This is a genomic window from Aquirufa sp. ROCK-SH2, assembly GCF_054558315.1.
The window spans coordinates 292,658-305,751 of record NZ_JBPXKB010000001.1 but is presented as its reverse complement, the minus strand read 5'-3'; the positions used below and the strand labels follow the sequence as shown (position 1 = coordinate 305,751).

The following is a 13,094-nucleotide window of genomic DNA, read 5'->3' as shown; positions in this document are numbered from 1 at the left end:
GTGGCTTCGACTCCGCTCAGCCACCGGTCGAAATGATTTTTTCTCTTTTCTCTTTTCTCTTTTCTATCTTCAATGTAAAATCATAAAGCTTAAATCCAAAATTATATCTCGATCTGAAACTCCCTGACCAATTACGCCTTTCATTTTCAAATCGGCATTTTTTAACTCTTCTAAAATTCGTACTACTTTTCCTAAAGAATAATTGCGTTTAGCAGCTACATAATCGCGAAGAAAATAAGGATTAATTCCAGTTTCTCTAGCTATTTCGTTTTCTGAAATATTTCCCAAATCATGCACTTGTAACACTTTTGAAAAGAAATTGTACAAAAGCACAATCATCGGTGCCACAGGATTTTGTTTGGAATTATCAGCAAAATAAAAAGCTATTTTTTGCGCCTTTTCGATATTTTTCTGAATAACTGCTTTTTGAAATTCAAAATAATTATAATCTCTGCTAATTCCAATGTATTTTTCTACTTCAGCAGAACCTACTTCCGTACCTGCGGGCAAATTGATAATTAATTTATCCGCTTCAAAAGCCATTCTTTTTAAATCAGAACCCACATAAGTGACCATCATTTCAAGTGTATCGGCCTTCATGGTTAATTGGGCAGTTGCTAAATAATCTTTTAACCATTGAGCAACTTTATCATCGGTAATTTTCTTAGAAGCAACAATGATTCCATGTTTTACCAAAGGTGTTAAAATTCTTGATTTATCAGTCAGTAAATTTTTGATCGTAAAAACCAAAAGGGTGGAAGGTGTTGGATTTTGACAATAATCTTCAAAAGCCTTCCATTCATCATCGGTTTTATCTTTGGCAGGAGCTTTTCCTTTTCCTAAATTCTCCAAAAAAGTGGCTTCTTTAACGATGATAACCTGTTTTTCTGCCATCATCGGAAAACGTCTTGCATAAGAAACAACGGAACCCATGCTATGATCTTTTCCGAATAAAATGAATTGATTAAAACTTTGTTCGTCTGGACTTAATACATTTTTTTCAAAAGATTCAGTCAATTGATCGATAAAAAAAGGCTCATCTCCGTGAATTAAATAAATAGGAGCAAGCTTGTTTTGCTTGATATCCTTTAAGACCTCTTGAGCACTTTTAATCATTTTTTTATTCTTTAAAATTCAGGAATACAAAACTAAACAAAAGCATAAGCTTGCAAAAATATTATTTGGACTTCAAACCAGTTTCTCAATTTAATCCCGTAGGTTTGTGGCAAAAAAGATACTCAATATGCAAATTGCACCCAATTCGGTAGTTTATATCAGCTACCAACTTTCTTTCCCTGATGAAAATGGTCAACCAGAAGTAGTTGAAATTGTAGGCGAAGAAGAACCAATGGTATTCATTCACGGATTAAGTGGTTTACCAGAATCATTTGAAAATAATTTAGCTGGCCTTAAAGTAGGTGACGAATTTGATTTTAGCATTAGTCCAGAAGATGCTTACGGAACCATTGACCCTAATGCAATCATCGATTTGCCTAAATCCATTTTCCAAGTGGAAGGACAGAATACAGATGACATTGTACAAGTTGGAAACTTTATTCCAATGACGGATGACCAAGGAAATAGAATGCAAGGACTAGTTATTTCAATTGGTACTGATACGATAAAAATGGATTTCAATCACCCATTAGCCGAAAAAGAATTGATTTTTATTGGAAAAGTAATAAAAATTAGACCAGCCACCCAAGAAGAATTGGATCATGGTCACGTTCATGGTGAGGGCGGAGTGCACCATTAATAATTATGAAATATGAATTATGAATTGAATTTATTGTTGAATCTTATACCCCATAATTCATAATTCATATTTCATAATTCATAATTCATACCTCTCCACTTCCACGCCAAACTTTCTCAAAAAGTCAACACCTTCATCAGATGGTAGACCTTTATAAGCGGCATAAGAATTTAGAAATATCACTTTCTTGATTTTCATACTATAAATGATTCTCGCACATGAGATACAAGGAGAAAGTGTGACGTAAATCGTTGATCCTTCTAATGAAACTCCATTTTTAGAGGCATAAAGTATCGCATTTTGTTCAGCATGCAAAGCTAAAGAACATGAGCCTTTAGAATCTCTCGGACAACCTTCTTCACCAAATTCTTCATCACAATTATGCGTTCCGGAAGGTGGACCATTGTAACCTATGGAAATAATCCGAGTATCCTTGGTCAAAACCGCACCTACTTGAGCTTTGGTACAATGAGATCTAAGTGATAGATTCTCAGCCAATTCCATGAAAATTTTATCGAATGAAGGTTTCATATTTGAGCAAAAAAAATCCCTGCGAGCAGGGACTGTGTAGCGGGGAGCAGAATCGAACTGCCGACCTTTGGGTTATGAATCCAACGCTCTAACCATCTGAGCTACCCCGCCGAATTGGTTTGCAAAAGTAATATAAAGGTATTAGAGTCACAAATAATATTAACAAATCTTATTAATTTTACCTTGTATTTGCTATTTAACGAAGAAATAATACCTTTGTTTAAAGGTACAGATTCGTACCAAATAGATAAATTTATTGCTTATGTCAAATAAACATTTTGAGTTTGAATTTGAGATAAAAGCCTCACCCAAAGTACTTTATCCTTATCTTAATACAGCCTCTGGCTTACAACAGTGGTTTGCAGACAAAGTAACAGTACAAAATAGTCAGAATTATAATTTTATTTGGGATGAAACCAATCATCCAGCTAGCCTAGTAAGTAGTAAATCAAATAAATCTGTCAAATTTCAATTCCAAAACTCTGAACAAACAGAAAATTCAAGCATTGAACTCATTTTGGAAGTTAGTGAGCTAAGCAATACAACTTATTTAAAAGTCATTGATCGTGCGTCTAAATTTAAATCGGATGAAGATGCTACCGAACTTTGGGATTATTTAACAGACAAACTGAAAGAAATTGTTGGGAGTTAGCATCAAAAAAATTGATAAATTAGTTTTAAATGCATTTTGGGGGCCATTTTTTCTGACCCTTGTCGTTGTTATTTTCATATTTTTACTTCGGCTCGTTTTATTTTATTTTGCTGATCTGTTTGGTAAAGATTTAGGTTTTGGCATCTATGTAGAATTATTTTTCTACTTTTCATTGATTACCATTCCTCTGGCAATGCCGCTTTCCGTGTTGCTTTCCTCCTTAATGACCTTTGGGAAATTAGGGGAGAACTTTGAGCTGACAGCATTGAAAAGTTCCGGAATTTCAATCTTACGTATTTTAAGGCCCATATTTGTCGTTGCTTTTTTATTGAGCATTTTTATGTTTTGGTTTGCCAATGTCGCTCTTCCATGGGCAAATTTGAAAGGCTGGAGTTTGATGTATGATATCAAAACAACCAAAACCACCCTAAACATCAAAGAAGGAATATTTTACACCGATCTTCCAGGTTACACAATCAAGGTTCAAAAAAAGTACCCTGATAATAAAACATTGAAATCGCTGATTATCTATGACCATACGCACAATGACGGCAATAGACATGTCACTTTAGCTGATTCAGCTTTGATGTACACCATTTTAGATAAAAAATATTTGATTTTCGAATTATTCAATGGGAAAGATTACCTAGAAGATGCGGATAAAGGAATTAGCAATGACCAAACAGATTTAGCGGTTCATAGCTTCAAAAAAAGTAAAATCGTCATGTCGCTAGAGGCCTTTGATTTACATAAAACGCAAGAAAATCAATTTGCACATCATCAAATTATGCGAAATAGTAATCAATTATATGATGACGCGGATTCCATTAAAAATGTGCTTAAAAACATCAGAGAAGGCTTTGTGCTTGGTTCCAATGTCTATTATATTTATTACAATAAACCCATTAGACCATCACTCATAAAATTAAAGAATACAAAATGGCTAACGAAAAGAATTCAAGAAGGTGAAAAAAGACCTATGGATCGCCCACCATTTGAGTTAGCTAAACAGCAAGCCAATAACCTGATAACTTTCGGTGAAACCAACCAAATTAATCTTGAAAGTAAAATTAGCGACCTTCGTAAAACGGATTTGGAATGGCATCATAAATTAACGACTTCGTTAGCAATATTGGTGATGTTTTTAATTGGTGCCCCTTTGGGAGCTATTATAAAAAAAGGAGGTTTTGGAATACCTGTAGTTGTGGCTGTTTCTTTTTTTATCTTAATGTACATTCTGACTCAACAAGGAGATAAAATGGCAAAAGAAGGGAAGGTATTGGTTCAAATAGGAGCTTGGATATCTAACGTGATTTTGGCAGCAATAGGAGCCTATTTCATGAAAATCGCCCTGCAAGACTCTCGATTATTTGAATCAGATTTCTACAAAGTTTTGTGGGATAAAGTAAAACTACGGTTTGCTCCGAAACAATAATCTAAAATTTGCAATTACGATTGAAAATATGTAATTTTGCAAATTAATTTTTTATAAACTTTAAACTGGTAAAAGATGTATTTGTCACCTGAGAAAAAACAAGAAATTTTTGAATCAAAAGGTAAAGCAAAGTCTAAAATCGATACTGGTTCTGCTGAGTCGCAAATTGCGTTATTCACATTCAGAATCAATCATTTGACTGAGCACTTAAAGAAAAACAAGAAAGATCACAGCACACGTTTGGGTCTTTTGAAGTTAGTTGGTAAGCGTCGTCGTTTGCTAGATTACTTAACTCGCACAGATATTACACGTTATCGTGCAATTATTGCTGAATTAGGTATTCGTAAATAATTTTGAACAGGGTTTCATTCAATTGAAGCCCTGTTTTATTTACATTTTTACCCGTTTGAATTCATCAAACAAGCTTTTAAACCAAGCAATGTTGCTTGGAAATTTATTCAGAAAAATATATGTCATTTAACATTATTCAAAAGCATATTTCAATGCCTAACGGCAAGGAAATCCAAATTGAAACTGGCAAATTAGCCAAGCAAGCGGATGGAGCTGTTGTTGTAAGGTCTGGAAATATGATGTTGCTTGCTACAGTGGTAGCCAACAAAGAGGCCAAAGAAGGTGTAGATTTCCTTCCATTATCAGTAGATTATCAAGAAAAATTTGCGTCAAATGGACGTATACCGGGTAGTTTCTTAAAAAGAGAAGCGCGCCTTTCAGATTATGAAATATTAATCTCTCGTTTAGTGGATCGTGCATTACGTCCAACTTTCCCGGATGATTATCATGCAGACGTTCAAGTGCTAATCAATTTAATTTCAGCAGATGCTGAAGTTCTACCAGATGCATTTGTAGGTTTAGCCGCTGCCGCAGCGTTAGCCGTGTCAGATATTCCTTTCAATGGACCTATTTCTGAGGTTCGTGTTGCAAAAATCAATGGCGAATACAAAGTAAATCCAAGTGTTTCTGAATTAGCAGGAGCATCTTTGGAATTAATCGTAGCAGCCAATGAAAATGACATTTTAATGGTTGAAGGTGAAGGTGATGAAATCTCTGAATCTGAAATGTTAGAAGCATTAAAAATCGCTCACGAAGCCATTAAACTACAATGTACAGCTTTGAAAGAGCTTACAGTAGCAGTTGGTAAAACAGAGAAACGTGCTTATAGTCATGAAACACATGATGAAGAATTAAGAGCTGAACTTTGGAAAAACTACTACGATAAATATTTAGCTGTTGCTAAATTAGCTAATCCTAAAAAAGAAGACCGTAAAGCTGGCTTCAAAGCAATTGTTGAAGAATACGTTGCTTCATTGCCAGAAGATCACACAGTTAACCTTTCTTTAGCTAAAGTTTATTTCCACGATATTGAAAAAGAAGCTGCTCGTCAATTGGTGCTTCAAGAACGCTATCGTTTAGATGGTCGTAAATTGAATGAAATCCGTAAAATTACTTGTGAGGTTGATTATTTGCCAACTCCACATGGATCTTCTGTATTTACTCGTGGAGAAACACAATCATTAACTACAGTTACTTTGGGCACAAAAATGGATGAACAAATTGTTGATCAACCAATGACCCAAGGATACAATAAGTTTATGTTACACTACAATTTCCCTGGTTTTTCTACCGGAGAAGTGAAACCTAATCGTGGCGTAGGACGTCGTGAGGTTGGTCATGGTAACTTAGCTATGCGTGCCATTAAAAAAGTTCTTCCTAAAATGGAAGATTTCCCTTACACACTTCGTGTTGTTTCAGATATTTTAGAATCAAATGGTTCTTCTTCGATGGCAACAGTTTGTGCGGGTACTTTAGCATTAATGGATGCGGGTGTTAAAATTAAAGCTCCTGTTTCTGGAATTGCAATGGGCTTAATCTCGGATCCAAAAACTGGTAAATATGCCGTTCTTTCTGACATTTTAGGAGATGAAGATCATTTAGGTGATATGGACTTTAAAGTGACAGGTACTGAAAATGGTATCACAGCTTGTCAAATGGACATTAAGGTTCAAGGTTTATCTTATGAAGTTTTATCTGAAGCTTTAACTCAAGCAAAAGAAGGCCGTTTGCATATCTTAAATGAAATGAAAAAGGCAATGCCAGGCGTTAGAGAAGATTTCAAACCTCAAACTCCTAGAGCAACGGTTATCAAAATCAATAAAGATCAAATTGGTTCAGTAATCGGACCAGGCGGTAAAATTGTTCAAGATATTCAAAAGCAATCTGGCGCAACAGTAACCATCGAAGAAAAAGATGATGCAGGATTTGTTAGCATTTTCTCTTCAAATGGAGAAGCAATGGAAAAAGCCATTAAAATGGTAAAAGGTATTGTAACTATTCCTGAAGTTGGAGAAACCTATGAAGGAAAAGTTAAAAATATTCAAGCTTTTGGAGCCTTCGTTGAATTTTTACCTGGAAAAGATGGTTTATTACATATCTCTGAAATTTCTTGGGATCGTATTGATTCTATGGATGGTGTTTTAGCGGAAGGTGATAAAATCAAAGTGAAATTAGTTGAAGTTGATAAGAAAACGGGTAAATTCCGTTTATCAGCTAAAGTTCTTTTACCAAAACCAGAGCGTCCTGAGAAATCAGAAAACTAGTAAATATTTTTGTGGGCTATTGCAATACATAGCCCATTAAATTTGTTATAAGAATATGAGACAGCTAAAAATTAGCAAACAGATTACCAATAGGGAGAGTCAATCCCTAGACAAATACCTTCAAGAAATTGGTAAGGTAGATTTACTTACTCCAGATGAAGAAGTAATTCTAGCCCAAAAAATCCGTGACGGAGATCAATTATCTCTTGAGCGATTAACAAAAGCTAATTTACGTTTCGTGGTTTCAGTAGCGAAACAATACCAAAACCAAGGTTTAAGCTTAGGCGATTTAATCAATGAAGGTAACTTAGGTCTTATTAAGGCTGCTCAAAGATTTGATGAAACCCGTGGTTTTAAATTTATATCCTATGCTGTTTGGTGGATTCGTCAATCTATCCTTCAAGCTTTGGCAGAACAATCTCGTATCGTTCGTCTTCCTTTGAATAGAGTAGGATCTTTGAATAAAATTTCAAAAACTTTCTCTGAATTAGAGCAAAAATTTGAAAGAGAGCCGTCACCTGAAGAATTAGCTGAAGTGTTGGAAATATCAACAGGTGAAGTTGTAGATACTCTTAAAATATCAGGTCGTCATGTTTCTATGGATGCACCTTTTGTTCAAGGAGAAGAAAATTCACTTTTAGACGTATTAGAAAACGACTCAGAAGACAAACCTGATTCAGGATTGATCAACGATTCGCTTCGTCGAGAAGTACAAAGAGCATTGTCAACCTTAACTCAACGTGAGGCAGATGTAGTTACCTTGTATTTTGGTCTAAATGGAGAACATGCAATGACCTTGGAAGAAATTGGAGAAAAATTCAATTTGACGCGTGAGCGTGTACGTCAAATCAAAGAAAAAGCGATAAGACGTCTTCGTCATACTTCCAGAAGTAAAGCGTTAAAAACTTATCTTGGATAAACTTTAAAGCCTCTCACGAGGCTTTTTTTTGACATGGCTTTTCCAAATGGACTTGTAGATCTTGTAAATATTCTAAACCTAAATGGGGTAGAGGATGCAGTAATTTGCCCAGGATCTAGAAATGCTCCGGTCATGCTTGCTTTGGCAAGAAATAAGCAAATCAAATGCTATTCTATCTCAGATGAACGTTCCGCAGGTTTTTTTGCACTTGGATTAAGTTTAAAAACTAAAAAGCCGACCATCATTTGCTGTACTTCAGGTTCCGCAGCATTGAATTTTGGCCCTTCCATAGTTGAAGCTTTTTTTCAAGAAATACCATTAATCGTATTAACAGCAGACCGCCCAAAAAAATGGATTGGACAATGGGATGGACAAACTATTTACCAAGAAAATCTTTTTGGGAAACATGTTAAAACATTTTTGAATTTTGAGACAGATATAAAACAGACTGATGAATCAATGATACAGTCCATCAATACTCCTTATTCTGATGCTGTCAACGAGCCAAAAGGTCCAGTACATATCAATATACCAATTTCAGAACCATTTTATCCAGAAATTAACGAGGCTTTACCCATCTCAAACATATATTCAGTTCCTGAACGTCAGCCAGTCAATTATTCCCTTAATATGGCTGAAAAAACGTTCATCAATGAGCAATTGACTTCATCAAATAAGATATTAATCACAGTTGGACAACAAGAAAAGAATCCAAAATTTAATGAACTAATTAATAAATTAGCTCTAAATGGTATTCCTGTCATTGGTGATGCAACGGCTAATCTACCACTAGAGTGCCAATTATATCATGATTTGGCATTAATTGATGAAACAGAATGGAAAAATTTACAACCTGATTTACATATTCATTTTGGTAAATCTTTTGTGAGTAAAAGAATCAAACTATTTTTAAGAAAATTCAAACCTAAAAACTCTTGGTTAATTCATCCGAATCCCATTGATCAACCTGATCCATTTCAGTGTTTAACCAAAATTTTTAACGCGGAATCGGAGGATTTTTTAGAAGAAATCCTTCCATATAATTTATCACAAAATACTGATTGGGCGCAAGCTTGGCAAAACAAGAAAAAGCACGTTGAAACACTTCAATATGACTTTTTTGAGCAAAAATCTTGGGTAGAAATCCACATTTTTAATCGGATTATTCAAACAATCAATCAAAGCCAAGCAGAGGTTCATGTTGCGAATTCTTTATCCATTCGATACGTCAATTGGACCAAAGAACAATTCGTAGATTTGGAAGTTTTTTCTAATCGAGGAACCAGTGGAATAGACGGCTGTTTAAGTACGGCAGTAGGAGCAAGCCAGAAAACAAGCAATTTGTGTATTTCTATCATTGGAGACGTCGCATTCCATTATGATAAAAATGCCCTTTGGAACAATTATATCCATAAAAATTTGAGAATTATTGTTTTCAATAATCATGGAGGTGGAATATTCCGCAATTTAGCTGGTGCTTCTTCGCTTCCTGAATTAGACGAATTCATGGAAACTCGACAAAATTATAAGGCAGAAAACACGGCAAAAGATGCCGAAATGACGTATTTAAAGGCAGAAAATTGGGAGGAACTAGAATCTGTGATTCCAATCTTTTTGGATCCACAAAATGAAGCAAGTATTTTAGAAATTTTTACTGATTCAATCTCAAATGCGGAAGCATTGAAGAAATACATGCAATTATTTCGCTCCTGATTCTTCTTCGATTTTCGCTAAATTTTTTAAATAAAGTTCGTTTTCTGGCGACATTTTTAAGGCTTTTGTTACCCATAAATGAGCCATTTTCCACTGCCTTCTTTGAATTTCTAAATAACCTAAATTGTTGTATATCAAGTCTTTGTATTTATTTTTTGTCAAAGCCTTTTTGAATACGGCTTCCGCTTGATCCAATTCATTCATTTCCTGCAATACCACCCCTTTGTTAATCATCGCTTCTACCAAATTAGAATCTAACTTTAAGGCAATTTCATACGAAGCCAAAGAGGAATTAAGTTCTTTTTTCTGAAACAAAATATCTCCTTTTAAACGAAAATTAGCGGCAGAATCTGGAAACGATTTCACCAATAAATCGGCTTCATTTAATGCCAAATCGATTTTTTCTAAAGATTGTAGGATTTCTGTTTTTTTAAATAAAGCAGGGGCGAATTTAGGATCCAATTCATAGGCTTTGGTAAAATCTGCTAGTGCCTCTTCATTTTTCTCTAAAGCTTGATAAGCCAATCCTCTGTTATAAAAAGCATCTGAAAATTGACTATTTTTATTAATGGCCTCTCCAAACCATTTAATGGCATCAAAATATTCTTTTTCTTTTAATTTTTGATTTCCCCTAAAAAAGAAATCTGTTGCTTCTTTTTTATCTGTATCATTCTGGCAAGAACTAAACAAAAAGATGGTCAATATAAAAACGAGAATGTGCTTCATGCTATGAAATTAAGGCAATTATTTCGAAAAGGAGCGAAGTGAATTAGAATAATTTGAATTTTCATTCGCATCTTTGTAAACAAATTTAAAATATAAATATGGCATACGCAGAAATGTTAACGGATAAAGGTTTGATGAAAATTGAATTTTATACCGAAGACGCACCCATTCATGTTAAAAACTTCATCGATTTATCAGAAAAAGGATTTTATGATGGAGTAACTTTTCATCGAGTAATTCCTAATTTCGTTGTTCAAGGTGGTGATCCTACAGGAACAGGTGCAGGTGGACCAGGTTATACTATTCCATGTGAATTAACAGGAAATAATCAATACCACGACCGTGGTGTTTTATCAATGGCGCACAGAGGACCTAATACAGGTGGCTCTCAGTTCTTTATTTGTCATTCTAGAGCAAATACTTCTCATTTGGATCGTAAACATACTTGTTTTGGCAAAGTGGTTGAAGGTTTAGATGTGATTGACGCAATCAGAGAAGGTGATGTGATTCAAAGTGTTACAATCGTTCACGAATAATGCACTTTATCAAAGAAATCCCTCATGATAATCTCAGAATTTCACTATTTGAATGGAATTCAAAGTATATCTTGAAATTTGAAACGCCTCATTTAGAACAGAGTTATAAATTTTCTGTTTTGGACTTTGCGAATCAAAAAGAAATAGAGGAGCTTGCAATAAGCTCCTCTTTCAATGGTTTTGTTATACAAACATTTCAGAATATGTATGCTGAAATGGCAAAATCAATCGAATAATTACAAACTTCCTAACCAAGCTTTTCTGAGGTTAGATTGACTTTCCGTTAAATTTCCAAAAGAAGTCAATACAAAGCTTTGAATCGGGCTTTGAGCAATCGTTACCATGATATTTCTTTCTATACCATCTCTTTTAATGGTAAATAATATCGTTTCATTCGGTTTTTTATTTACCAATAATTTCTCAACGCCTTCAAAATCAAGGTTATTCACTTTTAAGATCTCATCGCCAACATTTAAGCCAAACTGATATGCAGGTCCACCTTTATACAATTGAGTAATCTTATTGCTTGTCACAGTTAAGCCCAAAAAGGAAATTTGTTTTCCTTCATTGGAATTAGTCCATTGATAACCCACGGAAGCAAATAATTCCTTGTAATTAGGAGTTTTTATACCATATATATTTTCTACAAAAATGTTTTTTGCAGAATTGCCCGCCACCTTAGAAAAAGCATCCTCCAATTCGGCATCCGTAAATCCACGTTGAAGTTTCTTGAAATAATTCGAATATAAAAATGAAAATACGTCATCTAATCTTTTCTTACCATTCGTTTGCTGGATGATCCAAAGATTCAAAATCCCTCCTAAAACAGAACCTTTATCATAGTAAGAAATACTAGAATTTTTAGAATTTTCATTTGGACGATAATACTTAATCCATGCATCCCAACTAGATTCCGCTGCTGATTCAACTTTATTTCCGGGCTGATTTTCAACTGCAGATATTTCCTCTGACAAAGCAGTGAGATATTCGCTATTAGAAATTAATCCAGAGCGTTGACTGATTAAATCAGCATAATAACTTGTAATCCCTTCCGAAAACCACAAATTGTGGGTGTAGTTCTCATTTTCATAATCGAATGGCCCTAAAGCGATTGGGCGAATTCTTTTCACATTCCATAAATGAAAATACTCATGAGCTAACAAATTTAAGATGCCTTTATACCCTTTGTCGGTTTCATAATTTCCTCTACTCACTTGGCAAGTAGTCGAATTTAAATGTTCCAAACCGCCGCCACCGCGATATAAATTATGAATGATAAACAAATAGTGATCACAAGGATGCTCTCCAACAACATTTTGTGCCGTTTCACACATTTTTTTTACATCCTTTAGAAACTTAACTGAATCAACTTTCGCTGGTCCATAAAATGCAATTTGGTGAGGTATGTTTCCAACGTTAAATTCGAAAATTTTATGATTCCCAATTTCAATCGGAGAATCGATTAATTCATCTAAATTTTTAGCTTGATATTTAAATTGGCCAATCTCTTTCAATGCTGTAGAAACCTTTTTGAAATTCTTAAAAGGAATAATTTCGATCTCTTGCGCCTTATTTTTGAAATCATTCATATATAATAAAACACTTGCTGGATTGATATAACCATGTGTATCATCTAAAAATGACGTTCTAACGGATAATTCAAACGCATAGACTTTGTATTTTACGTCAATGATGCCATTTAATTGATCTTTATTCAATTGAATTCTCCAAGTATTTTTATTGATTTTTTGAAATGCTAACGATTTGCCGTTTGATGAAGCTGACAATGATTCAACATTTCTCGCAAACTCTCGAATTAAATAGGAGCCAGGGGTCCAAGCTGCCATTTTAAGATCTAAATACGATTTTTTGTAAACCTCACTTTTTAAATCTACTCGAGTAGTAACTTCAAAATAATGAGTGTGAGGTTCAGGCATCGCTACCTGATGGGATATTCCACCAAAGGTTAATGATGAAATGGATAAAAATAGAATCGAAATCAAAAGAAAGGATTTCAATCGAAAATGTTGAATGTTCATTGATTGTCAGTGTATTGTGTATGAATAGGTAAAAAAAACAAATATAAAGGTTTAGAAACTTTAAAACCAATTTTAGCCCTTTAAAGAGCTCTATTGAAGAATTTAATTCATTCATTGATACAATTATTCGCAAAAAAAATCGTATTATTGTAGTAATTGTGAATGCTGTAAT

12 protein-coding genes and 1 tRNA gene are annotated in these 13,094 nt (G+C 34.3%); 8 read left to right on the top strand and 5 right to left on the bottom strand.

Going from position 1 to position 13,094, the window contains the following annotated elements; genetic code table 11:
• Positions 1-69: 69 nt before the first annotated feature.
• Positions 70-1,116 carry a DNA polymerase III subunit delta gene (holA, locus tag V7S79_RS01325; RefSeq protein WP_459488701.1) on the bottom strand — a complete coding sequence of 349 codons (1,047 nt, stop codon included), beginning with the start codon at positions 1,114-1,116 and terminating at the stop codon, positions 70-72.
• 106 nt (positions 1,117-1,222) lie between these two features.
• Here holA and V7S79_RS01320 point away from each other — a divergent pair, with 106 nt between their 5' ends.
• Positions 1,223-1,756: an FKBP-type peptidyl-prolyl cis-trans isomerase gene (locus V7S79_RS01320; RefSeq protein WP_459488699.1), complete on the top strand. Its 534-nt coding sequence runs from the start codon at positions 1,223-1,225 to the stop codon at positions 1,754-1,756.
• 78 nt (positions 1,757-1,834) lie between these two features.
• On the opposite strand, the gene V7S79_RS01315 is transcribed toward V7S79_RS01320, so the two are convergent.
• A complete protein-coding gene (locus V7S79_RS01315; RefSeq protein ID WP_459488698.1) occupies positions 1,835-2,287 on the bottom strand; it encodes a deoxycytidylate deaminase in 453 nt (150 codons plus the stop codon).
• Between the two features lie 37 nt (positions 2,288-2,324).
• Positions 2,325-2,398, bottom strand: a tRNA-Met gene (locus tag V7S79_RS01310).
• A 151-nt stretch (positions 2,399-2,549) separates the two neighbouring features.
• On the opposite strand from V7S79_RS01310, the gene V7S79_RS01305 reads away from it, so the two are divergent.
• The 6 genes from V7S79_RS01305 (at position 2,550) to menD (ending at position 9,621) form a co-directional block, all read left to right on the top strand.
• Positions 2,550-2,939: an START-like domain-containing protein gene (locus V7S79_RS01305; protein WP_459488696.1), complete on the top strand. Its 390-nt coding sequence runs from the start codon at positions 2,550-2,552 to the stop codon at positions 2,937-2,939.
• Positions 2,926-4,374, top strand: coding sequence for an LptF/LptG family permease (locus V7S79_RS01300; protein WP_459488695.1), 1,449 nt, complete (start codon positions 2,926-2,928; stop codon positions 4,372-4,374). The genes V7S79_RS01305 and V7S79_RS01300 overlap by 14 nt, the downstream gene beginning before the upstream one ends.
• Positions 4,375-4,449: 75 nt before the next feature.
• Positions 4,450-4,725: a 30S ribosomal protein S15 gene (rpsO, locus tag V7S79_RS01295; RefSeq protein ID WP_109323137.1), complete on the top strand. Its 276-nt coding sequence runs from the start codon at positions 4,450-4,452 to the stop codon at positions 4,723-4,725.
• A 119-nt stretch (positions 4,726-4,844) separates the two neighbouring features.
• Positions 4,845-6,989 carry a polyribonucleotide nucleotidyltransferase gene (gene pnp / locus V7S79_RS01290; RefSeq protein WP_459488693.1) on the top strand — a complete coding sequence of 715 codons (2,145 nt, stop codon included), beginning with the start codon at positions 4,845-4,847 and terminating at the stop codon, positions 6,987-6,989.
• A gap of 55 nt (positions 6,990-7,044) precedes the next feature.
• The gene (locus tag V7S79_RS01285; protein ID WP_109323139.1) at positions 7,045-7,908 is read left to right on the top strand and encodes a sigma-70 family RNA polymerase sigma factor; all 864 of its coding nucleotides are present in this window, start codon (positions 7,045-7,047) and stop codon (positions 7,906-7,908) included.
• Positions 7,909-7,941: 33 nt separating this feature from the next.
• Complete coding sequence (gene menD, locus V7S79_RS01280; RefSeq protein ID WP_459488692.1) at positions 7,942-9,621, top strand: 2-succinyl-5-enolpyruvyl-6-hydroxy-3-cyclohexene-1-carboxylic-acid synthase; 1,680 nt, start codon at positions 7,942-7,944, stop codon at positions 9,619-9,621.
• Here menD and V7S79_RS01275 read toward each other — a convergent pair.
• Positions 9,607-10,347 carry a tetratricopeptide repeat protein gene (locus V7S79_RS01275; RefSeq protein ID WP_459488690.1) on the bottom strand — a complete coding sequence of 247 codons (741 nt, stop codon included), beginning with the start codon at positions 10,345-10,347 and terminating at the stop codon, positions 9,607-9,609. The genes menD and V7S79_RS01275 overlap by 15 nt on opposite strands.
• 98 nt (positions 10,348-10,445) lie before the next feature.
• Between V7S79_RS01275 and V7S79_RS01270 the strand changes: the two genes are divergently transcribed.
• Complete coding sequence (locus V7S79_RS01270) at positions 10,446-10,883, top strand: peptidylprolyl isomerase (RefSeq protein WP_459488689.1); 438 nt, start codon at positions 10,446-10,448, stop codon at positions 10,881-10,883.
• 236 nt (positions 10,884-11,119) lie between these two features.
• Here the strand turns inward: V7S79_RS01270 and V7S79_RS01265 are convergent, their stop codons facing one another.
• On the bottom strand, positions 11,120-12,922 hold the full coding sequence (locus V7S79_RS01265; RefSeq protein WP_459488688.1) for a M61 family metallopeptidase: 1,803 nt from the start codon (positions 12,920-12,922) through the stop codon (positions 11,120-11,122).
• Positions 12,923-13,094 lie beyond the last annotated feature (172 nt).

Coding starts and splice junctions, on each gene's coding strand:
- menD (WP_459488692.1), top strand. CDS start 7,942: ATGGCTTTTCCAAATGGACTTGTAGATCTTGTAAATATTCTAAACCTA.
- V7S79_RS01275 (WP_459488690.1), bottom strand. CDS start 10,347: ATGAAGCACATTCTCGTTTTTATATTGACCATCTTTTTGTTTAGTTCT.
- rpsO (WP_109323137.1), top strand. CDS start 4,450: ATGTATTTGTCACCTGAGAAAAAACAAGAAATTTTTGAATCAAAAGGT.
- V7S79_RS01270 (WP_459488689.1), top strand. CDS start 10,446: ATGGCATACGCAGAAATGTTAACGGATAAAGGTTTGATGAAAATTGAA.
- holA (WP_459488701.1), bottom strand. CDS start 1,116: ATGATTAAAAGTGCTCAAGAGGTCTTAAAGGATATCAAGCAAAACAAG.
- pnp (WP_459488693.1), top strand. CDS start 4,845: ATGTCATTTAACATTATTCAAAAGCATATTTCAATGCCTAACGGCAAG.
- V7S79_RS01305 (WP_459488696.1), top strand. CDS start 2,550: ATGTCAAATAAACATTTTGAGTTTGAATTTGAGATAAAAGCCTCACCC.
- V7S79_RS01285 (WP_109323139.1), top strand. CDS start 7,045: ATGAGACAGCTAAAAATTAGCAAACAGATTACCAATAGGGAGAGTCAA.
- V7S79_RS01315 (WP_459488698.1), bottom strand. CDS start 2,287: ATGAAACCTTCATTCGATAAAATTTTCATGGAATTGGCTGAGAATCTA.
- V7S79_RS01265 (WP_459488688.1), bottom strand. CDS start 12,922: ATGAACATTCAACATTTTCGATTGAAATCCTTTCTTTTGATTTCGATT.